A 25,071-nucleotide genomic window follows, 5' to 3' on the forward strand; every position below is an offset into this window, starting at 1 on the left:
TCAGTCGAGCTTCCCGAGCGCCGTGAAAAAGTCGAGTGGTGGCCCGGCGACGCGCACCGGCTCGGGTGCACGCCGGATCTCCACCTGCGTCGGCGGTGAGAGCTCCTCGCGGGTGCGCCCGTCCGCCACGGCGTACGCGAGGTCCGCGCCGTCGATCTGCACCGTGACGGTGCTCTCGGGTGAGACGACGAGCGAGGGCATCGGCCCGTCGGCACACATCTCGGTGACGACGAACCCACCCACCGAGGGGTTGACGAGCGGCCCACCCTCCGAGAGGTTGTACGCCGTCGAGCCGGTGGGGGTCGCGACCAGCACGCCGTCGGCGTGGCTCCCGGTGTAGAGGTCGCCGTCCACCCGCACCTCGATGTCGATACCGTTGCCGTGGCCCCGCTGCGGCCCCAGCACCGCGATCTCGTTCAGTGCGGGCGGGAGCCCCCAGCCGTCGCCCGACGCCGTCACCTGTGGCATCTCCTGGAACTCCGGGTCCGCGGTCGTCCGGAGCCGGTGGACCTCCTCGCGGACCGCCTCCACCGCCTCGCCCGGTGCCGTGACGTTCAGGAAGCCGACCTCCCCGAGGTTCACCCCCATCACGGGCGCGGGCGCGACGGCTCGCGCGGTGTAGAGGAACGTCCCGTCGCCCCCGATGGAGACGACGAGCGAGCAGTCGGCGAGCGCCTCGGGCGGTCGCCCCTCACGATCGAGGGCCGCGGCGGTCGCGCTATCGAGCGTCACCGCGACAGCCGTCTCGGTGAGGGCGCGGCGGATCTCTCCAGCCAACTCGGCAGCGCGGGAGTTCCCCCGCTGGGCGACGATACCGACCTCCATCACCCGCGCTTCTCGGGGCCGGGGCATAAGCCTCCCGACGTCCACCGCAGGAGGTTCCTTCACGACAAGCTTAATCTATCGCCGGACCGACGGCGTAGTATATCCGGCATTCTCGCCGGCCTGGGCTCCCATGAGCGAAAATCCGGACGACGACTGGTTCGAAAGCGGTGTCGAAGGGTCGGACCCCATCGAGGGTGACGACGAGGAGGCGCTCTTCGAGGACGACTTCGCCTCCGCCTTCGAGGGCGGCATGGGTAGTTCCGACTTCGACGAGGACTTCGAGTCCGATATCCCCCGCATCAACCTCGGTATCAAGGGGTTAGACGAGATGATCCAGGGGGGTGTCCCCGAACGCTCGCTCATCGTCGTCATGGGGTCGGCCGGGACGGGGAAGACCACCTTCGGCCTCCAGTTCCTCCACGAGGGGCTCCAGCGCGGGGAACAGACCGTCTTCATCACCTTAGAGGAGAGTCGCGAGGCCATCCTCGACGCCTCCGCCGAGAAGGGGTGGGTGTTCGACGAGTTCGAAGCCGACGACCAGCTCGCTATCGTCGATTTAGACCCCGTCGAGATGGCGAACTCCCTCGGCTCCATCCGCAACGACCTCCCGCGGCTCATCGACGAGTTCGACGCCGACCGCCTCGTGCTCGACTCCGTCTCGCTGCTGGAGATGATGTACCAGGACCAGGCGGAGCGCCGCACCGAGGTGTTCGATTTCACCAAATCGCTGAAGGAGGCGGGCGTCACCACCATGCTCACCTCCGAGGCCAGCAAGGACAACCCCTACGCCTCCCGGCACGGCATCATCGAGTATCTCACCGACGCCGTCGTCGTCCTCCAGTACGTCCGCTCGGAGTTCCGCGAGACCCGCCTCGCCGTCGAGATCCAGAAGATCCGGAACGCCAACCACTCGCGTGAGACGAAGCCCTACGAGATCACGGGCGACGGCATCAGCGTCTACCAGCAGGCGAACATCTTCTGAAGCCACCTTTTTTTGCCTCGGGTGCGCTCCGCGCACCACTCGGCCAAAAAATCTGGACCAAAAAAGCCGCAGGCTCGCTCTGCTCGCCTGCGAGGGATCTCGCGAGGGCGCAGGCGCGCCCTCGCTCGGACATCCCGCCAACTGCCTGTTCGGTCAGTCGTCTCTCAGTTGTCTGTTCGGTCAGTCGGTAAAACAGTACCTCAGTTCCTGAGCGCCTCCTGAATCGCGTCCTCGGCGGCGACGAGCTCGCCGAGGTTCGAGCCGGGGGTGACGGCATCGCCGTCGAGACCGAGGATGCCGTGGGCCGCGAGACAGGGGAGCTGGTCGTCGCGCAGCGAGACGCGGACGTTCCGGACGGCCTGCTCGTCGAGCCGCTCGGGGGGGACGCCCTGCTCGCGGGCGGCGAGCATCCGCGCGAGGGCGTCGAGGCTCAGGCCGCCCGTCTCCGCGACGGCGGTGACGACGGCCCGCGCCCGGTCGTCCGCGAGGACGCGGTAGGCGGCCTGAACCGACAGCTCGGAGTTCACGGCACCCCCCGGGCCGATACGTCCCTGCTGGTCATGTGCCGGGGTGAGGACGCTCCCGGTATAAAGCCCCCGGCTCGGTTGGCGACGCCTCTGACCGAATCGCGAAAAACGGGGGAAAAGCGCGTGTGTGGCGCGTTCTGCGGTCAGTCGTCGTCCGCGGGCGCCTCGATGCCCGGCTCGCTCTCGAGGCCGGGGGCGACGGGGTCGAACGCGTCGTAGTGGACGATCTCGTCGACGGAGCGGCGGAACTTCTCCGGGCCCTCGAGTTCGTCCTCGTCGACGGGGTAGCCGAGGGTGACGAGCATGACCGGCTCGTAGCCGTCGGAGATGTCGAACGCCTCGCGGACGGCGTCGGGGTCGAACCCACCCATCGGGCAGGAGGCGACGCCCTCGTCCCACGCGGCGTTCATGAGGTTCGTCGCGGCGAGCGCGGTGGAGCGGGTCGTCCAGATACGGTTCTCCTCGCGGGGCTGGTCTCGCCAGCTCCGGACGTCCTCGAGCAGGCCGTCGCGGGCCTCCTCGTCCGGGAGATAGCCGCTCTCGAGCCAGTCGTCGAAGACGCGCTCGGCGTGCGCGGCGGGGTCGAGGTTCCCGAGGACGACCACGACGGCGGCCGCGTCGGTGACGTGCTCCTGGCCGAAGGCGGCCTCCTGGAGCGCTTCCTGGTTCGCCTCCTCGGTGAGGACGAGGAACTCCCACGGCTGGAGGTTGTAGCTCGAGGGTGTCTGTCGGACGCTCTCGAAGATCGTCTCGATCGTCTCCTCAGAGAGCGGCTCGTCGGCGTAGCTGTGGACCGACCGGCGACTTCCGATGACTTCGGTGAGTTCCATCACCCGACCGAAGGGGCGTGACGTATAAACGGCCGTCCGCCCCGGCGAGCCGTGCCGGTGCGACCCCCCCTCCGCGCCACCGGGTGACGGCGGCGTCACTGCACAGCCGTGCTGTGAGGCGTGTTACCTGACGACCGTCACCGGGACGGGCGACCGGCGGACCACCTCCTCCGCGACGCTCCCGAGCAGGACGCGAGAGATGCCCGACCGACCGTGGCTCCCCATCACGACGTGATCGATGTCGTTCGCCTCGTCGGCGACGAACTCGACGATGGTCCGGGCTGGCTGGCCCACCTCGACCGCCGTCTCGATGGTCACGGTGTCGGGCGCTCGCTCGCGGGCCTCGTCGAACAGCTCCTCCGCGGCGTTCTCCGCCTCCTCGTACCACTCCTCGGAGAAGGAGGGGAGGCCGGCCTGCGCCCCGTAGCCCGCCCGCGCGGGATTGATGATGTGGAGGAGCGTCACCGTCGCGTCCGGATGCTCACTGAACGCGAACGCGAGCGCCTCGTCGGACTGCTCGGAGCCATCCACGGGAATACAGATGCGTTTGCCCATGTGACCACTTCACAGTCGAGTCGGAAAAGCGTGGCCGCCCTCGGAACCGGGCTCACCCCCTCTCCTCAGTCCCGTCCGTGGCGCGTCACACACTTCGAGAGGCCGACGACCTCCACGGGTTCGGAGTTGTCCGGCGAGTAGACCGCCATCTGGCCCTTCTCGAAGTACGGCACCTTCCCTTCCAGTGTAGATGGGATGTTCACGGACTTGATGGCGTCCTCGTCACCGAGGTTGAGGACGATGGTGGTGTTGATCTGTTTGAACACCGGCTCCGCGATGTCCTGGGGGTCCTGCGTGATGAGGAACAGCCCCAGCCGCTCTTTTCTCCCTTGCTTCGCCGCCTCGGAGAACTTCGAGATGACCCGCCGGGCCTGGACGCTGTCGGCGTCGGTGAGGAAGTTGTGCGCCTCGTCCATCCCCAATACGAGGGGCGTCTCCTTGATGCGCTCGTGGGTGGGGTCGTTCGAGAGCTTCTGGTCGACGAGCAGGGACGCGACGGCCAGGACGACCGTGGTCGTCGCCCGGGAGTCGTTGATGTGATAGGTCGGCACCGTCGTGAGCCCCCCCGGCCGCACGAACTCGTGGACCAGCTCCGTGATGGGCTTGGCGTCCTGGTCGAAGACGTGGGTGAACCCCCGAACGCGGCGACCGACGGCGTCGAAGGTGGCCTCGTGGACCCGCCCCGACTCGTGAAGCTCCTCTTTCAGCGCGGGGTCGTCGATGAAGGAGATGAACTGGGCGTACGTCCCCGACTCCCCGTACTGGCTGAAGAAGCGATAGAGGAGTTCGTTGAGCGCGGCGTACTGGTTGTCGTTCAGCCCCCCGCCCGCGACGAGCCACTCGTTGTCCTTCACCATCGAGAACGGAATCGTGAACTCGACCTGCTCCGCGCGGTGGTGGTCCGCGGCGTAGGTTGCGTCGCCCACCTTCGGGACGAACGCCTTCGTATCCGCATGCCCGCCGTGGGCGACCCCCTCGCGGTCGAGCCGGCGGGCGAACTCCTGATCGAGATCGGGGTTGTCGTCGTGCATCTGCGCGTACTCGTCCTGCGGGTCGAACTGGACGACGGCGGCCTGTACCTCCCGCCCGCCCTCGATGGGGTAGGTCCGCTCCTCGGCGAGATACTGCCGGAGGATGTTCTTCGCGCCGTGGGTCTTCCCCGACCCCGTTCCACCGGCGACGAGCGTGTGCCGGAAGACGAGCGGATCGCCATCCCCGTAGTCGTCCTTCACGCGGTAGTCGATGGTCGGCGGTTCGGCCGCGGTGCGGACCTTCTCGCCCCCGACGGCGAGGTGACCGAGGAACACCCCGGATTCGGGGATCTTGAGTCCCGTTTTGATCTCCGTCGCGTCCTTCGCCTGCCGGACGACCGTCTCGGGTTTCGGCACCCGGTCGGCCATCCGGCGTCTGAGCTCGCCGCGGTCCTCGTAGAGGACGGCGACGGGCTCGAGCGTCGCCATGAACTTGTAGTCCTGCTCGTCGATGCTCGCCTGTCGCATCGCGCGCCGGGCGTGGATCTCGGTGGCGTCGTCCGAGCGGAACTCCTGGGCGTACTCCAGCGCGACGATGCGGCAGAACAGCCGTTCGCTGTCGGGGTACGAGACGATGAGGTACGTTCCGATGCGGACTTCCGTGCGGTTGTTGACGGTGATGTACGCGCGGAGCCGGGTGTCGTCGGGGTCCTCACCGATGGAGAGCCCTTCGGAGGCGGAGAGCGTCCCGATACCCCGGTCGCTGCCGGGGGCGTGGACGGTCACCTCCTCGAAGTCGTCCTCGTCCGCGGCCGTGTCGTCGCCGGAGGGGGAGAAGTCGCCGAGGTCGGTCATAGCCGTACGTTCGGGGCCACCCTAATGGCTGTTCTCCTCGCATCTCACGGTCCGTGCCCGCCGACCCGTGGCGCGCGTTCGATTGCCATTTACGTTTCCCCGGCTTAGTTCCAGTAGATGTTACTCATTCGGGGGCACGCCGGCGGGACGGCCCTGACCGGGACGCTGTACGAACGCGGCGAGCAGCCGCCCACGTACAAGGGCGCGCCCGACGACGGCGCGCCGTACGTCTGGGTCTGCGACGCCTTCTACGAGGTGGAAAGCGGAGGACAGCTTCAGAAAATCGACGGCCGCGAGATCCGCGTCGCCTTCGAGTCGCCCATGCCCCGCGGCTTCGAGACGGCCGAGCAGGCCATCGAGGCCGCGAAGGACCACCTCCGCACCCAGTTCGCCCGTATCGGCGTCGACGAGGAATCGGTCGAAATCGAGGTCATCGAGGACGCCGAACTCCAGTAGTCAGTACTCGACGTCCAGCCAGCGCTTGTCGTCGTACGTCCGCGACCGCTCGGCGTCGAACTGCTGTTCGATGTTCCGGCCGAGCGCGGCCTTCTCGTCGCGGGAGATGCGCGCCAACTCGTCGGCCTTCGCCACGGCCAGCGGCGGCCCGCGCTCGATGGCGACGCCCTTCAGCGCCTGCATCGCGAGGTCCCGCCTGACCGCGTCGTCCTTCGTGAACGCGTAGGGGGCCTCAACCCGGTAGAGCAGGTCTTCCCGCGGGTCGTAGATGACGAAGAACGTCACCTCGTAGTCCGCGGGGTCGAGTCGCCGTTCGACCCCGTGGGCGTCCCCGAGCGTCGAGAGCACGCGGTCGACCCCGCACCGCGAGACGAACCAGTTCGTGAACGTGAGCGCGTCGTCGAGCCGTTCGAACTCCCCGTCCACGCGCTCGCGGCGCTCCAGCACGCGCTTGAAGAACGCCGCGTCGTCCACCCACGGCGCGTTCCCCTTCCGGCGGACCGCCCGCGTGATGGCCTTCGACGAGGAGTTCTTCACGAACCCCATCACGGGCACCTCCCGCGCGACGAACGTCTCCACCAGCTCCACGTAGTTCGCGAGCACGCCCCGCGGGTGTTCGTGCGTCTCCAGCAGCTCCGCCAGCTCCGGGTGGCGGTCGGCCCACCGCAGCAGCCCCTTCGGGTAGACGGGGCCGTCGAGGATGAGCAGGTCCTCGACCACGTCCGCCTGCAACAGCGCGTGCGACGACTCCGCGAGATAGAGGGACAAGGCGTGGACGACGGCCTCCTCGAACCGCGAGACGCGCGGGGCCTGTACCACCTTCCCGCGGGAGTACCCCTCGTCGAACATCGACCACTCCTCCTCGCCGCAGTCGACCGTCGCGTCGTTCGAGTGGACCGTCGCCACCACCGTCCGCGCCCGGTGGAGCTCCAGGTCGGAGGGGACCGCCCCCATCGCCGCCTGCGCCACGTCGAGGACGAGGCCGTTCGAGTACGTCGTCGGGTTGATCGTCCCCGAGTCGAGCCCGTGGCGCGTCGGGAAGCGGTCGTCCATCAGCGCCGCCTGCTCGATGTCGAGTCTCCGGCGTTTCCGCTCGTCGAGCGGTTCGATCACCTTCTCGCCGTCGGCCCACAGCGGGTCGAGGAACTCCTCCCAGACGGTCTCGGCGAACGCCCGGTGGTCCGAGGTGTCGACGCCGGCGGTGATGCGCCCGGCCAGCTCCGCGATTCCGTCGAAATGCACCGGGTCGAGCGTCATGTGCCGTTGGTTCCGTGGTCGAGGTCAAAAAGGCTCCGTGGTCTCTCCGGTGGTTTTGGTGTTTTTGTCGCTCTGTTCGTGTGTTGGGTGTTTCGGGCAGCAACGTGGCTACCGGGTCCGCCAACACCTGCAAAGCCCTCGGGTGCTCGCGGTCGCTGCGCGAGATATCCGCTTGCGCGGATAGGGCTCGCGCAGGCGACTCCCCTCTGGCGCGAGCCCCCTCGCCCTTTGCATGTCCACCAGGAACCGCCCCGCACCGCAGACCTACCTTTCCCTTGTGGTGCGACCTGCTCGCGGGTGCGAGCAGGCACGCACACACAGCCGTGTGGCCGGTCGCGCGTCCCGAGCGAATGCGAGGGCGCGCGGGCCGGGGAAGGGCTGGGCTGTTGCGGTCGCGGTGCTGTTGCTGATCTGGTGGAATCGCAAAGGGCGAACGCTCTGGGCGAAGGCGCGCACCGTCAAGCACCGCAGGAACGAGCGGAGCGAGTGACGAGGAGCGCAGCGGGCGCACCGAGTCGAGAGCGTGAGGGCTTTGCAGGTGTTGCCAGTATCTCTTTCGAAGTACGCGACAACAGCAGAATCAGAACTTCACACAATTCCTGCTAGCACCGAACCGTACTTACGAGCAAGCACCCCACACCCAAATAATGAAAGCGGCGCTCGTCATCCTCGACGGCTGGGGTATCGGCGACCACGACAGACGCGATGCCGTCCGGGCTGCGAACACGCCCACGTTCGACCGGATCAGCGAGCAGGGCGCGGCCACCACGCTCACCACCTTCGGACGCCGGGTCGGCCTCCCGGACGGGCAGATGGGGAACAGCGAGGTCGGGCATCTGAACATCGGGGCGGGGAGGGTCGTCACCCAGGACGCGGCGCGTATCTCCGATGCGGCCACGGAGGGGTCGCTCGCGGAGAACGAGGCGGTTCTCGCGGCGTTCGACCACGCCCGCGAGCACGGGGGGACCGTCCACTTCATGGGGCTCGTCTCGGACGGGGGTGTCCACGCGTTCCAGTCGCATCTCCACGCGCTCATCGACCTCGCCGCGGCGGAGGGGGTGGAGGCGGTCACCCACGCGTTCACCGACGGCCGGGACACGGCGCCCAAGTCGGGCGCGGGGTTCCTCCGGGAGCTGGAAGCCCACGCGGAGGCGGCCGGGACCGGACGGGTCGCCACCGTCACGGGCCGGTACTTCGCGATGGACCGCGACGAGAACTGGGGCCGGACGAAACGCGCGTACGACGCCATCGTGAACCGGGAGGCCGAACACGTCGCGGCCTCGGGTGTGACGGCCGTCGAGCACGCCTACCAGCGCGGCGAGACGGACGAGTTCGTGGAGCCGACGCTCGTGGAAGGGGGGCCGGCGCTCTCCGATGGCGACGCAGCCATTTTTTTCAACTTCCGGTCGGACCGCGCGCGTCAGCTCACCCGGATGCTCGCGGATATCCGGCCGGCGTGGAGGTTCGACACCCATCCCCCGGATGTCCACCTCCTCACGATGACGGAGTACGACGAGACGTTCGACCTCCCCGTCGCGTTCGAGCCGCACCAGCCCGCGGACACGCTGGGGGAGGTCATCGCCGAGGCGGGACTCACCCAGCTCCGGCTCGCGGAGACGGAGAAGTACGCCCACGTCACCTACTTCCTCAACGGGGGGAGAGAAGTGGAGTTCGACGGCGAGCACCGGGAGATCGTCCCCTCCCCCGACGTGCCGACGTACGAGGAGACGCCCGCGATGAGCGCCCCGGAGGTGACGGACACCGCCATCTCCGTCGTCGAGGCCGAGGACCCGGACTTCCTCGTGTTGAACTACGCGAACCCCGACATGGTGGGGCACACGGGCGACTTCGACGCGGCGGTCGCCGCAGTGGAGGCCGTCGACGAGCAGCTGGGTCGTCTGCTCGACGCTCTCCAGCGCGCGGGGGCGCACGTCATCGTCACCGCGGACCACGGCAACGCCGACGACATGGGCACCGAGGAGAACCCGCACACCGCCCACACCACGAACCCCGTCCCGTTCGTCTACCTCGCGCCGGACGGGACGAACGGGGGGCGGACCGCGCGGGCCGACGGCGCGCTCTGTGATATCGCGCCGACGCTCCTCGAACTGATGGGAATCGACCAGCCCGCGGCGATGACCGGCGCGTCGCTGCTGGAGTAGCCACCAGGGGTCGCCCGGCGAGAAATCCGTGTTCGATTACTCCCGGTCGGTCCGGACGGGGTCGGGGCCGTCGCCCCACTCCGCCCGCGCGGTCTCCCCGTCCCCCCGGCTCGCTCGGAAGGCGTCGTCCGGATTCGATTCGGCGAGCACGTAGAGCACGACCGGCGCGAGAACGGCGAAAACCGCGATGAGCATGAAGAGCGCTCCGTCTGGCATATCCCATGCTCACTGGGTGACGTGTTAACTCTTGTGAACGACCGCCCCGTCGACGACGGTCATCGTCACGTCGATCTCCGCGATCTCCTCCCCGGAGAGCTCCCACGGCGACTCCTCCAGGAGCACGAGGTCGGCGCGTTTCCCGGGCTCGATGGTTCCCAGTCGGTCCTCCGCGAAGCCGGCGTAGGCCGCCCCTGAGGTGTAGGCTTGCAGGGCCTCCGTCACCGAGAGTCGCTGGCGGTCGTCGGGGGCGGTAACGGCCTGCGCGACCCCGAGGAGGGGGTCGAGCGGCATGCAGTCCGACCCGAAGGCGAGCGGGACGCCAGCGTCGAGGAGGGCGCCGTACTGGTTCGTCTCCCGCGTGCGCTCGCGCCCAAGCGCCCGCTCGTAGAGCCCGCCCTCGCGGGCCCACTTGAGGAAGTTCGGCTGGACGCTCGCGACCACGTCCTCTTCCGAGAGGCGCTCGATGAGGTCATCCCGCAGGAGCTCGGCGTGTTCGATGCGGTGGCGGCCGGGACGTCCCTCGTAGGCGTCGAGGACGGCCTCGACGGCCTCGTCACCGATGGCGTGGGCACAGAACTGCAGCCCGGCGGAGTGGGCCCGCGCGACGTAGGCTTCGAGCTGGTCGGGGTCGACGACCCACTGACCCGTCCCGCCGTCCTCGTACGCCTCGGAGACTTTCGCCGTTCTTCCCCCAAACGTGCCGTCGGTGTACGTCTTGATGCCCCCCATCTCGACGAGGCCCGAGCCGTGGTTCGTCACCAGCCCCAGCTCCTCCACCGCGTCGAGGTGGGTCGCCCAGTAGTTCAGCCGGACGCGGAGGCCGAGCTCGCCCGCTCTATCGAGTTCGCGGTAGACGCGCGGGGCCTTCGAGTCGCGGACCATGTCGTGGACGGCGGTGACGCCTTTCTTCCAGGCCCGGTCGCGCGCGGCTACGAGGAGTTCGCGCGTCTCGGCCACGTCGGCCTCGGTGGCCTCGTAGAGCACGTCGACGGCCTCCTCCCGGAGGACGCCCGTGGGCTCACCGGCGACGCGCTCGACGCCCTCCTCCGGGAACTCGAGCAGGTCGAGGACGACGCTGTTGACGGAGGCGGTGTGCATGTCCTCGCGGAAGGCGACGACGGGGCGCTCACGGGTGACGGCGTCGAGGTCCTCACGGAAGAGGAACCGATCGTCGTTCCACTGTGTCTCGTCGTAGCCATATCCTAGAATCCACTCGTCGTCCGTCGCGTCGGCGTGGTCAGCGAGCGTCGACAGCGCGGCCCCCCGCGAGTCGGCCGAGAGGTCGGCGTGGACGAGATACCGACCGGTCGTCTCCATGTGGGTGTGTGCGTCGATGAATCCGGGGAGGAGCACGCCCCCCTCGCAGTCGACCACCTCGGTCTCGACGCCGTTCAGGAACTCGATCTCGTAGGCGGAATCGACCCGGACGATCTCGCCGTCGCGGACGGCGACGGCCTCGTGAACCTTGTCCCGTTCGCCGAGCGTGTGCACCTCGGCGTTGGTGAAGATGCGGTCCGCAGGTGCGGTCATACCGGATGAGGGAACGGCTCCTACATAGCCGCTGGGGAACCGACGACAGGTGGCTCGCGCCGGGGAAACCACTAAGTATCGGGGAGAGTATTGCGAATTGACACCATGCGACGCGCGGGGGACGCACCGATGGCCGGGGTAGCGCGACCGACCGACACCGCGGGGGAACGATGGTCTTCTTCACGCTGAAGCTCATCAAGCTCGTCTTCCGGATCATCCTCTGGCCGTTCCGGGTCACCATCCGGCTTCTCAAGCGGCTGGCCGGGATGGACACGGGCGGGGTGAGCGTCGGTGCCGCGGCGACCGGCGGTGCCACGGCGACAGAGGCGTCATACGATACCTCGGCCGGCGGCAGCAGCTACCAGCACTACTTCATCCGGACGTACCAGGTGCAGGGTTTCATTCTGGTGGGACTCGGCCTCCTCGCCATCGTCGGGAGCTCGGCGCTCGGGGGAATCGCGTTCCTGCTGCTCGGGGGGCTGCTCCTCGCGCTCGCCTCCCGGCTCGACGAGCCCTCGCTGCTGGCACAGAAGGCCGGTATGGTCACCGCCATCCTCATGTCGCTACTGCTGAGCCCATTCGGGTTCGCCGCGCTCTACTTCGGCTACAAGGCGAACGGGGGCCGGCTCTGGCCGACGCCACAGTCGATGGTGACGACGACGCTCGCGGACGATTCGGCGGCCAGCGCGGGGATGGCCTCCACGACGGGCGCGACCACCGACGAGACGGCGAGTACGGGGAGTACGTCGACGGCCGAGACCACGGCGACGGCCGGGAGCACATCGACGGCCGAGACCCCGACCTGAAGACGCCCGTCGCCGTCGTCGGGCTGGCCGCCGACGAACGGGTCGAACTCGGCATCGACGACCACCTCGAACAGGACGGCACCTACTACCTCTCGCTGGCCGACCGCATCCTCAATCTGGAGGCGGTCGCCGACCGGCTGGACGAACTGGAGGGGGCGCTCCGCGACGTGCTCGTCGAGGAGCGTCACGCCCGCCGCCCGCGCGCGGAGATCCGGGAGCGCCTCGGCATCAGGAACGGGAACCGGTAGGAAGGGGAACCGTTAGGAAGCCCCGCCCCCGACTCGCGGGCATGACCGACGCCCAGGAACTCGCGGCCCGGGTCCGCGAGGGGGAGCTTCGCCTGCACGAACTCGAACAGCACGCCGACCACGACACGGCCGCCGCGGCCCGTCGTCTCCTCCTAGAAGCGGAGACCGACGCCGACCTCTCCACCGTCGGGAGCTACACGTTCGACGCCGAAGTCGCGGACTCCGCCATCGAGAACATGGTCGGTGCGGCGCAGATCCCGATGGGCGTCGTCGGGCCAATCCCCATCGACGGCGGAGCGACCGACGGGGAGTATCAGCTCCCGCTCGCCACGACGGAGGGGGCGCTCGTCGCCTCGGTGAACCGGGGCTGTTCCGCGATTCGCGCCGCGGGCGGGGCGACCGCACGCGTGCTCAAGAACGGGATGACCCGCGCACCCGTCTTCCGCGTCGCCGACGTGGGTGAGGCGAGCGAGGTCGTCGCGTGGGTCCGCGAGAACGAGGCCACCCTGCGCGACGCGGCCGAATCGACGACGAACCACGGCGAGCTCACGGATGTCACGCCGTACGTGGTCGGCGACTCCGTGTTCCTGCGGTTCAGATACGACACGAAGGACGCGATGGGGATGAACATGGCCACCATCGCCACGCAGGCCGCCTCGGAGGTCGTGGAGGCCGAAACCCCTGCGGAACTCGTGGCGCTCTCGGGGAACCTCTGTTCGGACAAGAAGCCCGCGGCCATCAATTCGGTCGAAGGCAGAGGCCGCACCGTCGCCGCCGACGTGGTGCTCTCACGTGAGCAGGTGGAAGACCGGTTCAAGACCACGCCGGAGGCCATCGCGGAGGCCAACACCAGGAAGAACCTCGTCGGCTCGGCGAAGGCGGGCGCGCTCGGCTTCAACGCCCACGCCGCGAACACGATCGCCGCCGCGTTCCTCGCCACCGGGCAGGACGCGGCGCAGGTCGTCGAAGGCTCCAACGCGATCACGACCGTCGATGTCCGAGGGGACGAACTCTACGCGAGTCTCACCATCGCGTCGCTGGAGGTCGGAACGGTCGGCGGGGGGACCAAACTCCCCACGCAGTCCGAGGCGCTCGACGTGCTCGGGCTCCGCGGTGGTGGCGACCCCGCGGGCGCGAACGCGGACGCGCTCGCGGAGGTCATCTGCACCGCGGCGCTCGCCGGCGAACTCTCCTTGCTCGGCGCACTCGCCTCCTCGCATCTCGCGAGCGCCCACGAGGAGCTGGGGCGGTAACTCAGTCCAGCTGTTCTCGCGCTTCCGTGACGAGCCAGCCGAGCCCCGCCACCAGCAGGACGATACCGGCGTAGAACACGAGCTCTGAGGCGAACGCCGTCCCCGCGACGATGAGCCCCCACGAGACGCCGACGACGGCGTGGCCGAGCCCCACCAGCCGGTTCCCCCGCCGGAGGTAGATGCCCGCGCCGAGCAGCATCCCCACCGTGAACACCAGCGCGGCGAGCGCGACGGGCCGCACCCGCAGCGAGCCGAACTGGAACGGGTCGACGACCGGCTCGACGAGGAACAGCATCCCCGCCGCCCCGACGAAGAGGGCGACGACGATGGAGGCGGGGTCGGGCCAGCGTCCGCGTTCGTCGGTCACAGCAACCGGTAGACGCCGCGCGATTCGGAGACCTCGCCCCGGCGCGTGAGCTTTTCGAGGGCCCGTCTGGCGTAGTCGGCATCGACGCCCGCGTCGTCGGCGTACTCGACCACGTCCTCCTCGGTCGGGCGCTCGAGGTCGCGAAGCGCGTCGAGCACCACCTCCTTCCGGGAGCGGGAGGCCGTGGTCCCGTCCGCGCGCTCGCCCGCGGCGTCGATCTCGGCCGCGTCGAGTCCCGACGCCTCCAGATACTCCGCGTCGCTCATCCCGGCGTTCATCGCGTCCTCCTCCAGCCCCGAGAAGGAGTCGAGCTCCATGTCGTCGAAGCCCGCGCGCTGACGCAGCATCCGCGAGCGGATCTCCTTCGCCATGTCGGCCTCCTCGTGGGTGAAGAACTGTTTGAGCTTTTTGAACCGATGGCGTTTGCGACAGCGGGGACAGGCGGTGGTGTCGGGCCGCCCCTCCACCACCCACAGGGCGCTGCACTCGTTGCAGCCGACGACCGCGTACATATCCCCAGTTCCCGCTGCCGGGCCTTGATTCGCTCGGTCGGGAGTGTCGGCCGGGCGTGGTGACCGGAAGTGGCGGTCGGGGGTTGGGGTTTTATTCGTGGGGTTCGTTCACACGCTATGGAACGCGTCCCCCTCGAATCCGAGACGGAAGCCGTCGACAACGTCCACCTCGCCCAGCTGGCCACCGGCGAGGAGATGAGCGTCCAGCACTTCCGCATCGAGCCGGGTGCGACCGTCCCCCGCCACGACCACCACCACGAGCAGTCGGGGTTCATCTACGAGGGGGAGCTCACCTTCCTCCTCGAGGACGGCGAGGTCACGGTCGGCCCGGGCGACTCCTACGTCCTCGCGGCCTGGGAGGTCCACGGCGCGGAGAACCGGGGTGACATCCCCGTGAAGGGGGTGGACATCTTCGCCCCGCCGCGGCCCAACCCGGACTGGGCCGAATGACGAGGGTACACACCCTCGCACTCCTCGCGCTCTGCGTCCTCCTCGCGGGTTGTGGCGGCTTTGCTAACGGAAGCCAGCCGACGGAGACGCTCTCGCCCGTTCCGGTCCCGGCGGACCCTGAGACCCCGCCCCCGACGTCGGTGACACCGACGCCGACGCCGGACCCGCCCGGTGAGCGACTCGCGCTCGGGCTCACCACCGCGGGCGTGACGGACCCGTTCGTCCTCGCCGGGTCACACCGGAGCCATCTGCGGAACAGCTCCTACACCCGTATCGAGACGATGCGCATCGAGGCCGGGAACACCACGCTTCGCGAGTGGCGGCGCGTCACTCGCGTCGCCCCGAGCGGGCGGCCGTACCACGTCGTCGAGGTGTCGGAGAGCCACCCCTCCTACCCCGTGAGCGCGGCGAACGCGCACCTGGAAATCTGGTTCGACGGCGGCCCCGCCCTGTTCCGCGTGGGCGAAGAGCAGGTGGACTACCGCGTCGGCACCACGGGGGATTTCGGCGGCCCCCTCCCGGACGTGACGGGCCACGACCGACTGGCCGCGCTCTACGGGGAGTTCACGGACTGGTCGGTGCTCACCACGACGACGTTCGACGGCCACCTCCACATCCTCACCTCCGAATCATCCCGTGGGACGGCCGTCCTCCGGCCACCGCTCTTCTTGGCGAACGTCTCCGACGCCGAGGTCCGCATCGCCGTCCGCGGTGACGGCCGCGTCCAGCGCCACTCGCTCGTCTACGAGGCCACCTTCGACGGCGAGCCCGTGCGTGTCGTGCGCGCGACGAGCTTCGAGAACGTGGGGAACACGACGGTCGAGCGGCCCGGCTGGTACGACGAGGCCCGGAACGCCACCACCCGACCCGCCGGCGGGTCGGAGCAACCGCTTCCGGAGTAGTCGAAACAAAAGGCGTGTTCGAGGTCCGCGGGGTCGCTTACGCGAGTTTCTGGATGGTGCCGGACTGCGTCCGATATACCCAGGACTCGCTTACGCGAGTTCCTGGATATTCGCCACGATCTCGTCGGCGAACTCGCTCGTCGCGAGCTTCTCGCCGCCGTCGATCTGGCGCTCGATGTCGTAGGTGACCTTCTTCGAGGAGATGGTCTCCTCGACGGCGTCGCGGACGAGGTCCGCGGCGTCGTGCCAGCCGATCTGGTCGAGCATGATGCGACCCGAGAGGATCATCGCGGAGGGGTTGACCTTGTCCTCGCCGGCGTACTTGGGCGCGGAGCCGTGGACGGGCTCGGCGAGCAGCCGACCGTCACCGATGTTGGCACCGGGGGCGATGCCGAGCCCACCGATCTGGGCGCCGGCGGCGTCGGAGAGGTAGTCGCCGTTGAGGTTCGGCATGGCGAGCACGTCGTACTGCTCCGTCCGGGTGAGGATCTGCTGGAGCATGTTGTCCGCGATGCGGTCCTTCATGACGACGACGCCCTCGGGGGCCTCACCGTCGTACTCCTCCCACAGCTCGTCCTCGGTGATGGTCTGCTCCGGGAACTCCTCCGCGGCGAGCTCGTAGCCCCAGTCGCGGAACGCACCCTCGGTGAACTTCATGATGTTCCCCTTGTGGACGAGGGTGACGGAGTCACGGTCGTTCGCGATGGCGTACTTGATGGCCTGGCGGACGAGGCGCTTCGTGCCGAACTCCGTGATGGGCTTGACACCGATGCCGACCGGGCCGTCGTGGATGGTGGCGTCGAAGCCCATCTCCTCCTCGACGAACTCCTTGACCTGCTGGACCTCGTCGGTGCCGGCCTCCCACTCGATGCCGGCGTAGACGTCCTCCGTGTTCTCACGGAAGTTGACCATGTCCATCTTCTCGGGCGCCTTTACAGGAGACGGGACGCCGTCGAGGTGGTAGGTCGGCCGCATGTTCGTGTAGAGGTCGAGCTTCTTGCGAAGCGCGACGTTGAGGCTGCGGAAGCCGGCGCCGACGGGCGTCGTCAGCGGGCCCTTGATGCCGACCTTGAACTCCTTGAACGCCTCCAGCGTGTCCTCCGGGAGGTTCTCGCCGTCGTAGCGCTCGCGAGCGGACTCACCAGCGTAGACGCGCATCCAGTTGATCTCTCGACCCGTGGCCTCCGCAGCGGCCTCGAGGACCTTCTGCGCGGCGGGGCCGACGTCCTTCCCGATGCCGTCGCCGTGGATGATCGGGATGATCGGATTGTCCGGGACGATGAACTCGTCGTCGTCATCGACCGTGATCTTCTCCCCCTCCTCGGGGACCTCGACTTTATCGTAGGCCATACGCGCGGTTTCGGAGGGTCTACTGAAAGGCGTTACCAATCTCCGCTCGAATCCTGTACGAACGACCATTACAGTTCCCGACACCCGAGAATTAAGCCGGAGGCACGCGACTGCTCGCGCATGCGTGTACTCGTCCACGGTGGTGCCGGTAGCCCTCCCGAGGAACCTCCCGACAGACAGGCGGTCCTCGACGACGCGGCCGCGAGCGGGGCCGAACAGGCGACCGTCACCGACGCGGTCTGTACGGCCGTCGGCGTGCTCGAATCCGACTTTCGTTTTAACGCGGGCGTCGGGAGCGACGTCCAGTCTGACGGCGTCATCCGCACGGACGCCGGCGTGATGACCGACGACAGGGAGGCGGGCGCGGCCTGTTCGATGCCGGGCGTCGAGCACGCCGCGGAGGTCGCCCGCATCGTGAAGGAGGAGACCCCCCACGTCCTCGTCTCGGGGGTCCACGCCGTCGACCTGGCGGCTGCGTTCGGCGTCGAGACGGGCGTTGACCTCTGGTCCGAGCAGACACAGGAACGGTGGAACACCCTCGAGGACGTCCCGCCGCTGACCGAGAAACGCGAGCAGCTGGAGTGGCTCCGCGAGCGGTTCGGGGGGAGTGACGGGGCCGGCTCGGATGGACGGGGGAAGTCGTGTGACACGGTGGGTGCCGTCGCCCGTGACGGCGACCGGGTCGCCGCGGCCACCTCGACCGGTGGCCGGTGGCTCGCGCTGGCCGGGCGCGTCGGCGACGTTCCCCAGATCGGCTCGGGGTTCTACGCCACCCGCGCGGGCGCGGCGAGCGCGACGGGCGCGGGGGAGGATATCGCCCGGGTGACGCTCTCCCGGCGGGCCGTCGACCACCTCGAACACGGACGGGATGCACAGGCCGCCGCCGACCTCGCCATCGAGGAGTTCGAGGACCTCACCGGGAGCGAAGCAGGCATCATCGTCATCCGCAACGACGGGTCGACGGGGGCGGCGTACAACAGCGCGGCGATGCAGACCGCTGTGGCGAGCGACGAGACCTAGCGGTCGATGTCGCCCGGCGCGAGCGGCGACTCGGCGTCGTAGATCTCGCGGCTCTCCCGATCCGGCGCGTTCCGCGTCGCCCGTTCCATCAGCACCTCGTGGGTGTTCACCGGCTCGTTCTCGCCGGGGCGACACTGGACGTACGAGCCGTCGGACTGCATCTCCCACGCCTTGCGGTTGTCTGCGAGCAAGGTGTCGAGGATGAAGCGCAGTTCCTCACGGAGCGATTCGTCCTCGACGGGGACGACGGCCTCGACCCGTCGGTCGAGGTTCCGCGTCATCCAGTCGGCTGAGCCGATGTAGAACGCCTCATCGCCTCGATCGTGGAAGTAGAAGATTCGCGAGTGTTCGAGGAACCGTCCCACCACCGAGCGGACGTCGATGTTCTCGCTGATACCATCCAGACCGGGACGCAGGCGACTGATTCCCCGGACGATGAGGTCGATGTCGACGCCGGCCTGTGAGGCCTCGTAGAGTTCCTTGACGACGGCCGGGTCCTCCAGCGCGTTCATCTTCGCGACGATGCGGCCCCCCTCCCCCGCGCGGGCGTGCTCGGCCTCGCGGCGGATGTGCTCGACGAACGTCTCGCGCATCGTCACGGGGGCGACGAGCAGTTTCCGGTACTCCTCGTGGAAGGAGTGGCCGGTGAAGAAGTTGAACACGCGGGTGAGGTCCTGTCCGATGGCCTGGTCCGCCGTCAGAAGGCCCAGATCCACGTACGTCTTCGCCGTCTCCGCGTGGTAGTTCCCCGTCCCGACGTGGGAGTAGAGGGTGACACCGTCGGCTTCATCGCGAACGACGAGCGCGATCTTCGAGTGGGTCTTCAGGCCGATCGTGCCGTAGGCGACGTGGATTCCCTCCTCCTCCAGCCGGCGGACCCACCGGAGGTTGTTCTCCTCGTCGAACCTGGCCTTGAGTTCGACCATCACGGCCACCTGTTTCCCGTTTCGCGCGGCCTCGATGAGACTCTGGATGACCTTGGAATCGGCGGAGGTCCGGTAGATGGCGGCCTTGATGGCGAGCACGTCGTCGTCGTGGGCGGCCTCCTCGAAGAAGGACTGGACCGTCTCCTCGAAGGAGTGGTAGGGGTGGTGGACGAGCACGTCGTTCCGTCTGATGATCTCGAAGACGCTCCGGTCGTCCTCGCTCCCGAACCGCGCGAGGCTCTGATGGTGTTTCGGCGTCCACGACGGGAGCGAGAGGTCCGGGCGGTCGAGGTCAGCCACTCGACGGAGGTCGCGGAAGTCGAGCGGTCCGGGCCGTTCGAACACCTCTCGCTCGTCGAGTTCGAGTTGGGTAACGAGCAGGTCGCGGACGTCCGGATGTATGCCCTCCTCGACTTCGAGCCGGACGACGGTGGCGAACCGCCGCTCCCGAAGGACGCCCTCTATCATCTCGATGAGGCCCTCCGCGACCTCCTCGTTCCGCCGCACCTCGGCGTTCCGCGTCACCCGGAAGGCGGCGTAATCGAGGATGTCGACGTTCGGAAACAGCAGATCGAGGTTCGCGGCGACGACCTGCTCTAAGGGGACGAACACGTCGTCGTCGTCGCCCACCTGCACCAGCCGCGGACGGTTCTCGGGGATCTTCACGCGGGAGAACTTCACGTCCTCACCCTCCCGCTGGGTCCGGACCGCGAGCGACAGCGAGAGGTTCGAGAGGAACGGAAACGGGTGGGCGGGGTCGAAGGTGAGCGGTGTCAGCGTGGGAAGCACCGAGGTTTCGAAGTAGTCCCGAAGGCCAGCCCGTTCGCTCGCGGTGAGGTCGTCGTGGTCCACGACCTCGATACCGGCCGCGGCGAGCGCGGGCCGGAGCTCGTCGTGCCAGCTGGTGACCTGCCGCTCGAATATCGGCCGGGCCTTCTCCAGCGCCTCGGCCCACTGCTGTTCGGGGGTTCGGCCATCCGGCGTGAGCTCCGTCACGTCGGCGGCCATCTGCTGTTTCAGCCCCCCGATGCGCTTCATGAAGAACTCGTCGAGGTTCTTCGTGAGGAGGCCGAGGAACTTCACCCGTTCGAGGAGGGGGTTGCGGTCGTCGAGCGCCTCGTACAGGACGCGCTCTTGGAACTCCAGCTCGGAGAGCTCGCGGTTCAGATACAGCCGTGAATCGTCGAGTGCCACGTCCCCGGAGACGGGGTCCCAGGCGTCGGCGATGCCGGTCGTGCGTGGGCGCTCACCATCGGTGGCGGTCTCCCCGGACGGTACGCCCGTCTCGTCGCCCCCGTCGCTGCTCATATCTCGATGTAGCCGTCGGTAGGTTCGATGATCTTCCGGTCAGCGCGGGACTGATACTCCCTCTCTGCCGGGACCGAGAGCAGCTCGTCGTTGCGGTAGTCGTACGCCGTGAGTTCGCCACCGTAGACACAGCCGGTGTCGAGGCCGACGGCCCACTCGCCCACGACGGGCTCGTCGAGCACCGTGTGGCCGAAGAAGACGCGCGGCGGCCCCTCGTATCCCTCGTACCAGAAGGGGCCGTCGTAGCCCTGTTCGGGGGGAATCGCGCGGCTGTTGAGCAGCTCCTCGATGGAGTGGTCGGCGAACGACTTTCGGTAGTCGACCCCACCGTGGACGACCATCGCGTCGTCGAACAGGAGGACGACGGGGAGCGATTCGAGGTAGTCGTCGAACGGCTCCGTGACCGCGTCGAGCGATTTCCGACCGTGGATGAGCTTATCCTCGTTGTTTCCGCGGACGGAGATGAAGTTCTCGTGGCCGCTGACGAGCTCGACGACACCGCGGCTGTCCGGCCCCTTCCGGACGAGGTCACCGACGAACACCACGAGGTCGTCGTCGGAGGGGTCGAGCGTCGCGATGAGCGTCTCCAGCTCGCTGCGGCAGCCGTGGACGTCCCCGACGATGTAGATCTCCTCCCACGCGTCCGCGTCCACCTCGCGGACGAGGGGTGCGACTGCGGGGCTGAAATCCGTGGCCGTGACCATCTCCTCCAGGTTCGCGTCGCCGTCTGAAAACGTTTCACTCGTCGCCATTGCCGGGAGAACACTATCGAGGGAATAAATCGTTTATATGTTATCGCCCATGGGGTATATAGCCATACCCGCACTCGCGAGCAACGACAAACCCTTTTTCCGCCCCCGTCGGAGGGGCAGGTATGACTGACGTGGACCTCGACGCCGAGAAGTACGAGAAACACCGGGAGGCGGGTCGCATCCTCGCGCAGGTGCGCGACGAGGCCGCCGACCGACTGGAGGTCGGCACGGGCTACCTCGAGATCTCCGAGTGGGCGGAAGAGCGCATCCGGGAGCTGGGCGGGACCCCGGCGTTCCCGGTGAACGTGAGCGTCGACAACGAGGCGGCCCACGGCGCGGCTGCCCCGGACGACGAGCGCACCATCGGCGAGGAGATGGTGAAACTCGACATCGGCGTCCACATCGACGGCTGGCTCGCCGATACGGCGATTACGGTGGACTTCACGGGCACCGACGACCTCGTGGCGGCCTCGGAGGAGGCGTTAGAGGCCGCCCTCGACACGGTAGAGGCGGGCGTCCACACCGGCGAAATCGGGGCCGAAATCGAGCGCGTCATCGACGGCTACGGTTACAACCCCGTCGTGAACCTCACGGGCCACGGGCTGGGCCACTGGGAGCAGCACACCTCGCCGAACATCCCGAACCGCGCGGTGGAGACGGGCGTGGAACTCGAGGTGGGTGACGTGGTCGCCATCGAGCCGTTCGCGACCGACGGGGGCGGGAAGGTCCACGAGGGCTCGGCCGAGGAGATCTACTCGCTGGAGCGCGAGGCCTCCGTCCGCAACCGGCAGGCGCGCGAGGCGCTCAAACAGATCGTCTCGGAGTTCAAGACGCTCCCGTTCGCCCGGCGCTGGCTCGACACCTCACGGTCGGGGATGGCGCTGCGGCGACTGAAGCAGGCCGGTGCGGTCCACGGCTACCCCGTGTTGCAGGAGGACGAGGGGTATCTGGTCTCGCAGCGTGAACACACCGTCATCGTCACCGAGGACGGCTGTGAAGTGACGACGCGTTCACGGTAAGCTGCTCACGGCCGGGGTTCGCCGGTCGGAGCGCGCAGAAGGAGTTCGCTTAGGCGTTGTTCATCCGGGTCTTCGTCTCGTGCTCGCACGCCTGGCAGGTCGCGACGCGGTAGGGCTCGCGCGAGAACTGTGCGTTCTCGGCTTTCGTGCTCTCGGTGAGGATTTGCACCGAGACGCTGTGGGGGGTCTCGCGCTCACACGACGGACACTCTTCGAGCATCGAATCGTCGTCGCGGTGGGTTGTGCTCGCCATTGCATCCTCTCGTGCGACGGGGAACTGGATAAAAGGGGGATGCGGTTCAGACCGTTTCTCGTCAGACCCTCACACGGAGCGACGGCGACTCCCGGACCGGCCGCGAGACGGTTCATCGCGGGGGGTCTCGAACGCTGAAATCGAGTGAACGGACAAAAGAATTAAGTACCACGAGGAGACGGGCGACGGACACGGTTATCCGGACGCCCGTTGGAGACGGGGGTATGGATCAGGTGTTCGCGCCGTGGCGGATCGAGTGGGTCGAACGCGACGACGGCGAGGAGATCGAGGGGTGTGTGTTCTGTACGCTCCCCGAGCGCGAGAACGCCCGCGAGGCGAAGGTGGTCGCCCGCAACGACGGGGCGTTCGTCCTCCTCAACAACTACCCGTACAACCCGGGGCATCTGATGGTGATTCCCCACGCCCACGTGGGCGACTGGCGCGAACTCGACGACGAGACGATGCTCGCCCACGGGCGACTCAAGGCCCGGACGTTCGACGCGCTCGACGAGGCGATGGGACCGCACGGCTACAACGCCGGGGAGAACCTCGGGGGGGCGGCCGCGGGCGGGAGCATCGACGACCACCTCCATACGCACGTGGTGCCCCGGTGGACCGGCGACACCAACTTCATGCCCGTCATCTCGGACACGAAGGTCATCGTGGAGGGGATCGCGGACACCTACGACCGCTTGCACGAGGCGTTCGCCCAGCAGGAGGGGGCGACCGTTCCGGGTCCCGAGACAGCCGTCGCGTTCGGCGAACCCCTATAACGGAGGCCGCGCAATCCCCGCTATGGCACGGGCGTCCGCCCTCCGTCGGGTCGGGCTCCTCATCCTCGCGGCCAACCTCGCGCTGGCCGTCGCGAAGGGCGGGGTCTGGTACCTGACGGGCAGTCTCGCCGTCGGTTCGGAGGCCGTCAACAGCCTCGCGGACGCCGTCTACTCCGTCGTCGTCGTCGCGGGGCTGTATCTCACCACCCAGCCACCGGACTTCGAGCACCCACACGGCCACGAGCGCATCGAGCCGTTCGTCTCGCTGTTCGTCGCCGTGGGCGTCCTCGGCGCGGGCTGTCTCGTCCTCTATCAGTCCGTCACCACCCTCCTCTCGGGGGATATCCAGGTCGCCCGCGGTCCCGCGGCCGTCGCCGTCCTCCTCGTCGCCGCGGTCGTGAAGTTCGGGCTCTACCGCTACTGTCTCGCCGTCGCCGAAACCCACCGCTCGCCCGCACTCACGGCGACGGCCGTCGACAACCGCAACGACATCCTCACGGCGGGCGCGGCGCTCGTCGGCGTCGTCGGTGCCGGGTTCGGATTCCCGGTGCTCGAACCGTTGGCCGCGAGCGTCGTCGCGGTGGGTATCCTCGTCACGGGCGTGGATATCGTCCGCGACAACGTGAACTACCTCGTCGGTGCGGCACCCCCCGAGGCCCTCCGGGCGGAGATCCTCCGCCGAGCGCTCGCCCACCCGGACGTGCAGGGGGCCCACGACGTGGTCGCCCACTACGTCGGCCCCGAAATCGACGTGTCGCTGCATATCGAGGTCGAGGGGGAGAAGACGCTCTACGAGGCGCACGCCATCGAGACGGCCGTCGTCGACTCGATCCGGGCGCTCCCCGAGGTGGACGACGTGTTCGTCCACGTCGACCCGAAGGAGCTCGGCGAGTGGAAGGAGGACACCGAGGTGGACCGGCTCATCCGTCCTCGGCGAGGTCGATGACGTTCTCGCGGCCGAGGCGGATCTTCCGGATCTTCCCCGACTCGGCCATCTCCGAGAGCGTCCGCGAGGTCTTCGACGCGGACCAGTCGAGCGCGTCGGCGATCTCGGCCTGCTTCATCCGGCCGCCGTGTTCGCGCAGGAGCGCCCGGACGCGCTCGGGGCCGGTCCGGATGCGGTCGTCCGGAGTGGCGGGCTCCTCGTGCTCCGCAGGTGTGGCGACCGTACGGGTCTCGACCGGGGGCCGCCGGCCTGGCGGCTCCTCGCGGTGGAGTCGCCGGACCCACAGCGCGACGGCGCCGAGCGCGAGCACGCTCCCGACGGTGACGATGACCGCGAGCGTCTCGGTCCGCCCGAGGGGCGTCCGCGTCGTCGTATCCCGTAGCTCCACGCGCGGGTGGTCCTCCGCGAAATCCATCCGGCCCGTCCACCGGACGGTCTGCCCGTCGCGGGAGGTGGGCTCGGGCTCCACCGCCGTGATCTGATACCCCTCGGGGGCGACGATCTCCAGCGTATCGCCTTCCGAGAGGAAGAAGCCGGTGCCGAAGACGTCGCCCGCAGCGTAGCCGTCCTCGGTCGCGGCGAAGTTCGTCCACCGGAAGCGGAAGGTGACGACGCCCCAGCGCCGCGGCACCTCCTGGACGTGGGTCGTCGCGGCGAAGTTCGTCGCCTCCATGGGCCGGCCCGTCTCGTTCGCCGCGCTGGCGACCACTCGCTCCATCCGCTGTCTGAACGGGTCGAACGTCGCACTGGAGTCGTTTCTGAACGCCCGTTGGAACGCGCGATACGCCTCGGCGTCCGCGTCCGTCTCCAGCCGCGTCCGGATCTGGACGGTCCACGTCGCCGAGCCGTTGGCGTGGAGCTCCACCCGCGTCACCGTGGCGTCCGGCTCCGGTGTCGCGGGCTGCGCGCCCGCGGCGGCGGGGACGAGCGACAGGACCACCGCTACCGCCAGGAGCAGCCGAACCCACCCGTATCGCGCCCCGGACATCTCGTGTCTGACTACTCGTTAATCGACGG

At 68.4% G+C, this 25,071-nt stretch carries 26 protein-coding genes; 11 read left to right on the plus strand and 15 right to left on the minus strand.

All coding sequences use genetic code 11. The features are described 5' to 3' along the window. Positions 1–825 (minus strand): NAD(+)/NADH kinase, encoded by an 825-nt coding sequence (locus ACQUQR_RS13895; protein ID WP_435197104.1) that lies wholly within the window; start codon positions 823–825, stop codon positions 1–3. A gap of 73 nt (positions 826–898) precedes the next feature. Here ACQUQR_RS13895 and ACQUQR_RS13900 point away from each other — a divergent pair, with 73 nt between their 5' ends. Next, a complete protein-coding gene (locus ACQUQR_RS13900) occupies positions 899–1,807 on the plus strand; it encodes a KaiC domain-containing protein (RefSeq protein WP_435197291.1) in 909 nt (302 codons plus the stop codon). 200 nt (positions 1,808–2,007) lie between these two features. Here the strand turns inward: ACQUQR_RS13900 and ACQUQR_RS13905 are convergent, their stop codons facing one another. From ACQUQR_RS13905 to ACQUQR_RS13920, 4 genes are all read right to left on the minus strand, one after another. Next, complete coding sequence (locus ACQUQR_RS13905) at positions 2,008–2,334, minus strand: DUF7344 domain-containing protein (RefSeq protein ID WP_435197105.1); 327 nt, start codon at positions 2,332–2,334, stop codon at positions 2,008–2,010. 143 nt (positions 2,335–2,477) lie between these two features. Beyond that, on the minus strand, positions 2,478–3,164 hold the full coding sequence (locus ACQUQR_RS13910) for a nitroreductase family protein (RefSeq protein ID WP_435197106.1): 687 nt from the start codon (positions 3,162–3,164) through the stop codon (positions 2,478–2,480). 123 nt (positions 3,165–3,287) lie between these two features. Beyond that, positions 3,288–3,719 (minus strand): universal stress protein, encoded by a 432-nt coding sequence (locus ACQUQR_RS13915; protein WP_435197107.1) that lies wholly within the window; start codon positions 3,717–3,719, stop codon positions 3,288–3,290. Between the two features lie 65 nt (positions 3,720–3,784). Next, entirely contained in the window at positions 3,785–5,545 is a 1,761-nt protein-coding gene (locus ACQUQR_RS13920; RefSeq protein WP_435197108.1) for an ATP-binding protein, read from the minus strand. A 117-nt stretch (positions 5,546–5,662) separates the two neighbouring features. On the opposite strand from ACQUQR_RS13920, the gene ACQUQR_RS13925 reads away from it, so the two are divergent. Then, on the plus strand, positions 5,663–6,001 hold the full coding sequence (locus ACQUQR_RS13925; RefSeq protein ID WP_435197109.1) for a DUF7113 family protein: 339 nt from the start codon (positions 5,663–5,665) through the stop codon (positions 5,999–6,001). Here the strand turns inward: ACQUQR_RS13925 and ACQUQR_RS13930 are convergent, their stop codons facing one another. Then, positions 6,002–7,258 (minus strand): DNA double-strand break repair nuclease NurA, encoded by a 1,257-nt coding sequence (locus tag ACQUQR_RS13930; protein ID WP_435197110.1) that lies wholly within the window; start codon positions 7,256–7,258, stop codon positions 6,002–6,004. Positions 7,259–7,905: 647 nt separating this feature from the next. Here ACQUQR_RS13930 and gpmI point away from each other — a divergent pair. Continuing rightward, on the plus strand, positions 7,906–9,420 hold the full coding sequence (gene gpmI, locus ACQUQR_RS13935) for a 2,3-bisphosphoglycerate-independent phosphoglycerate mutase (RefSeq protein ID WP_435197111.1): 1,515 nt from the start codon (positions 7,906–7,908) through the stop codon (positions 9,418–9,420). Positions 9,421–9,456: 36 nt separating this feature from the next. On the opposite strand, the gene ACQUQR_RS13940 is transcribed toward gpmI, so the two are convergent. Together ACQUQR_RS13940 and ACQUQR_RS13945 are read right to left on the minus strand one after the other, a co-directional pair. Beyond that, positions 9,457–9,636: a hypothetical protein gene (locus ACQUQR_RS13940; protein WP_435197112.1), complete on the minus strand. Its 180-nt coding sequence runs from the start codon at positions 9,634–9,636 to the stop codon at positions 9,457–9,459. 24 nt (positions 9,637–9,660) lie between these two features. Continuing rightward, the gene (locus ACQUQR_RS13945) at positions 9,661–11,169 is read right to left on the minus strand and encodes an amidohydrolase (protein ID WP_435197113.1); all 1,509 of its coding nucleotides are present in this window, start codon (positions 11,167–11,169) and stop codon (positions 9,661–9,663) included. A gap of 170 nt (positions 11,170–11,339) precedes the next feature. Between ACQUQR_RS13945 and ACQUQR_RS13950 the strand changes: the two genes are divergently transcribed. Next, complete coding sequence (locus ACQUQR_RS13950) at positions 11,340–11,975, plus strand: hypothetical protein (RefSeq protein ID WP_435197114.1); 636 nt, start codon at positions 11,340–11,342, stop codon at positions 11,973–11,975. Positions 11,976–12,264: 289 nt separating this feature from the next. Then, a complete protein-coding gene (gene hmgA, locus ACQUQR_RS13955; RefSeq protein WP_435197115.1) occupies positions 12,265–13,476 on the plus strand; it encodes a hydroxymethylglutaryl-CoA reductase (NADPH) in 1,212 nt (403 codons plus the stop codon). Position 13,477: 1 nt separating this feature from the next. On the opposite strand, the gene ACQUQR_RS13960 is transcribed toward hmgA, so the two are convergent. Both ACQUQR_RS13960 and ACQUQR_RS13965 read right to left on the minus strand, forming a co-directional pair. After that, positions 13,478–13,843: a hypothetical protein gene (locus ACQUQR_RS13960; RefSeq protein ID WP_435197116.1), complete on the minus strand. Its 366-nt coding sequence runs from the start codon at positions 13,841–13,843 to the stop codon at positions 13,478–13,480. Then, entirely contained in the window at positions 13,840–14,355 is a 516-nt protein-coding gene (locus ACQUQR_RS13965; protein ID WP_435197117.1) for a DUF5817 domain-containing protein, read from the minus strand. The genes ACQUQR_RS13960 and ACQUQR_RS13965 overlap by 4 nt, the downstream gene beginning before the upstream one ends. Positions 14,356–14,472: 117 nt before the next feature. Here ACQUQR_RS13965 and ACQUQR_RS13970 point away from each other — a divergent pair, with 117 nt between their 5' ends. Together ACQUQR_RS13970 and ACQUQR_RS13975 are read left to right on the plus strand one after the other, a co-directional pair. Continuing rightward, entirely contained in the window at positions 14,473–14,805 is a 333-nt protein-coding gene (locus ACQUQR_RS13970) for a cupin domain-containing protein (RefSeq protein WP_435197118.1), read from the plus strand. Next, positions 14,802–15,707, plus strand: coding sequence for a hypothetical protein (locus tag ACQUQR_RS13975; RefSeq protein ID WP_435197119.1), 906 nt, complete (start codon positions 14,802–14,804; stop codon positions 15,705–15,707). Before ACQUQR_RS13970 ends, ACQUQR_RS13975 begins: the two co-directional genes overlap by 4 nt. Positions 15,708–15,797: 90 nt before the next feature. On the opposite strand, the gene icd is transcribed toward ACQUQR_RS13975, so the two are convergent. Next, the gene (icd, locus tag ACQUQR_RS13980) at positions 15,798–17,057 is read right to left on the minus strand and encodes an isocitrate dehydrogenase (NADP(+)) (RefSeq protein ID WP_435197120.1); all 1,260 of its coding nucleotides are present in this window, start codon (positions 17,055–17,057) and stop codon (positions 15,798–15,800) included. A gap of 120 nt (positions 17,058–17,177) precedes the next feature. Here icd and ACQUQR_RS13985 point away from each other — a divergent pair, with 120 nt between their 5' ends. Further along, a complete protein-coding gene (locus ACQUQR_RS13985; RefSeq protein ID WP_435197121.1) occupies positions 17,178–18,077 on the plus strand; it encodes an isoaspartyl peptidase/L-asparaginase in 900 nt (299 codons plus the stop codon). Here ACQUQR_RS13985 and ppk1 read toward each other — a convergent pair. Together ppk1 and ACQUQR_RS13995 are read right to left on the minus strand one after the other, a co-directional pair. After that, a complete protein-coding gene (ppk1, locus tag ACQUQR_RS13990; RefSeq protein ID WP_435197122.1) occupies positions 18,074–20,311 on the minus strand; it encodes a polyphosphate kinase 1 in 2,238 nt (745 codons plus the stop codon). The genes ACQUQR_RS13985 and ppk1 overlap by 4 nt on opposite strands. Continuing rightward, a complete protein-coding gene (locus ACQUQR_RS13995; RefSeq protein ID WP_435197292.1) occupies positions 20,308–21,015 on the minus strand; it encodes a metallophosphoesterase in 708 nt (235 codons plus the stop codon). The genes ppk1 and ACQUQR_RS13995 overlap by 4 nt, the downstream gene beginning before the upstream one ends. A gap of 170 nt (positions 21,016–21,185) precedes the next feature. Here ACQUQR_RS13995 and map point away from each other — a divergent pair, with 170 nt between their 5' ends. Beyond that, positions 21,186–22,082: a type II methionyl aminopeptidase gene (gene map, locus ACQUQR_RS14000; RefSeq protein ID WP_435197123.1), complete on the plus strand. Its 897-nt coding sequence runs from the start codon at positions 21,186–21,188 to the stop codon at positions 22,080–22,082. 49 nt (positions 22,083–22,131) lie between these two features. On the opposite strand, the gene ACQUQR_RS14005 is transcribed toward map, so the two are convergent. Then, positions 22,132–22,335, minus strand: a complete 204-nt coding sequence (locus tag ACQUQR_RS14005; protein ID WP_435197124.1) for a hypothetical protein — start codon at positions 22,333–22,335, stop codon at positions 22,132–22,134. Between the two features lie 224 nt (positions 22,336–22,559). On the opposite strand from ACQUQR_RS14005, the gene ACQUQR_RS14010 reads away from it, so the two are divergent. Both ACQUQR_RS14010 and ACQUQR_RS14015 read left to right on the plus strand, forming a co-directional pair. Beyond that, entirely contained in the window at positions 22,560–23,108 is a 549-nt protein-coding gene (locus ACQUQR_RS14010; RefSeq protein ID WP_435197125.1) for an HIT family protein, read from the plus strand. 22 nt (positions 23,109–23,130) lie between these two features. After that, on the plus strand, positions 23,131–24,054 hold the full coding sequence (locus ACQUQR_RS14015) for a cation diffusion facilitator family transporter (RefSeq protein ID WP_435197126.1): 924 nt from the start codon (positions 23,131–23,133) through the stop codon (positions 24,052–24,054). On the opposite strand, the gene ACQUQR_RS14020 is transcribed toward ACQUQR_RS14015, so the two are convergent. Further along, complete coding sequence (locus ACQUQR_RS14020) at positions 24,029–25,042, minus strand: helix-turn-helix transcriptional regulator (protein ID WP_435197127.1); 1,014 nt, start codon at positions 25,040–25,042, stop codon at positions 24,029–24,031. The genes ACQUQR_RS14015 and ACQUQR_RS14020 overlap by 26 nt on opposite strands. Positions 25,043–25,071 lie beyond the last annotated feature (29 nt).

It is taken from the genome of Natronomonas sp. EA1 (genome assembly GCF_051195035.1).
Classification (GTDB): Archaea; Halobacteriota; Halobacteria; order Halobacteriales; family Haloarculaceae; genus JBNTJV01.

Excerpts from the sequence above, each read along its gene's own strand:
- ACQUQR_RS13975 (WP_435197119.1), top strand. The coding sequence starts at position 14,802 with ATGACGAGGGTACACACCCTCGCACTCCTCGCGCTCTGCGTCCTCCTC.
- ACQUQR_RS13910 (WP_435197106.1), bottom strand. The coding sequence starts at position 3,164 with ATGGAACTCACCGAAGTCATCGGAAGTCGCCGGTCGGTCCACAGCTAC.
- ACQUQR_RS14015 (WP_435197126.1), top strand. The coding sequence starts at position 23,131 with ATGGCACGGGCGTCCGCCCTCCGTCGGGTCGGGCTCCTCATCCTCGCG.
- ACQUQR_RS14010 (WP_435197125.1), top strand. The coding sequence starts at position 22,560 with ATGGATCAGGTGTTCGCGCCGTGGCGGATCGAGTGGGTCGAACGCGAC.
- ACQUQR_RS13965 (WP_435197117.1), bottom strand. The coding sequence starts at position 14,355 with ATGTACGCGGTCGTCGGCTGCAACGAGTGCAGCGCCCTGTGGGTGGTG.
- ACQUQR_RS13915 (WP_435197107.1), bottom strand. The coding sequence starts at position 3,719 with ATGGGCAAACGCATCTGTATTCCCGTGGATGGCTCCGAGCAGTCCGAC.
- ACQUQR_RS13930 (WP_435197110.1), bottom strand. The coding sequence starts at position 7,258 with ATGACGCTCGACCCGGTGCATTTCGACGGAATCGCGGAGCTGGCCGGG.
- ACQUQR_RS13970 (WP_435197118.1), top strand. The coding sequence starts at position 14,473 with ATGGAACGCGTCCCCCTCGAATCCGAGACGGAAGCCGTCGACAACGTC.
- hmgA (WP_435197115.1), top strand. The coding sequence starts at position 12,265 with ATGACCGACGCCCAGGAACTCGCGGCCCGGGTCCGCGAGGGGGAGCTT.
- ACQUQR_RS13895 (WP_435197104.1), bottom strand. The coding sequence starts at position 825 with ATGGAGGTCGGTATCGTCGCCCAGCGGGGGAACTCCCGCGCTGCCGAG.
- ACQUQR_RS13995 (WP_435197292.1), bottom strand. The coding sequence starts at position 21,015 with ATGGTCACGGCCACGGATTTCAGCCCCGCAGTCGCACCCCTCGTCCGC.
- ACQUQR_RS14020 (WP_435197127.1), bottom strand. The coding sequence starts at position 25,042 with ATGTCCGGGGCGCGATACGGGTGGGTTCGGCTGCTCCTGGCGGTAGCG.
- map (WP_435197123.1), top strand. The coding sequence starts at position 21,186 with ATGACTGACGTGGACCTCGACGCCGAGAAGTACGAGAAACACCGGGAG.
- ACQUQR_RS13945 (WP_435197113.1), bottom strand. The coding sequence starts at position 11,169 with ATGACCGCACCTGCGGACCGCATCTTCACCAACGCCGAGGTGCACACG.
- ACQUQR_RS13940 (WP_435197112.1), bottom strand. The coding sequence starts at position 9,636 with ATGCCAGACGGAGCGCTCTTCATGCTCATCGCGGTTTTCGCCGTTCTC.
- ACQUQR_RS13920 (WP_435197108.1), bottom strand. The coding sequence starts at position 5,545 with ATGACCGACCTCGGCGACTTCTCCCCCTCCGGCGACGACACGGCCGCG.
- ACQUQR_RS13950 (WP_435197114.1), top strand. The coding sequence starts at position 11,340 with ATGGTCTTCTTCACGCTGAAGCTCATCAAGCTCGTCTTCCGGATCATC.
- gpmI (WP_435197111.1), top strand. The coding sequence starts at position 7,906 with ATGAAAGCGGCGCTCGTCATCCTCGACGGCTGGGGTATCGGCGACCAC.
- ppk1 (WP_435197122.1), bottom strand. The coding sequence starts at position 20,311 with ATGAGCAGCGACGGGGGCGACGAGACGGGCGTACCGTCCGGGGAGACC.
- ACQUQR_RS13985 (WP_435197121.1), top strand. The coding sequence starts at position 17,178 with ATGCGTGTACTCGTCCACGGTGGTGCCGGTAGCCCTCCCGAGGAACCT.
- icd (WP_435197120.1), bottom strand. The coding sequence starts at position 17,057 with ATGGCCTACGATAAAGTCGAGGTCCCCGAGGAGGGGGAGAAGATCACG.
- ACQUQR_RS14005 (WP_435197124.1), bottom strand. The coding sequence starts at position 22,335 with ATGGCGAGCACAACCCACCGCGACGACGATTCGATGCTCGAAGAGTGT.
- ACQUQR_RS13925 (WP_435197109.1), top strand. The coding sequence starts at position 5,663 with ATGTTACTCATTCGGGGGCACGCCGGCGGGACGGCCCTGACCGGGACG.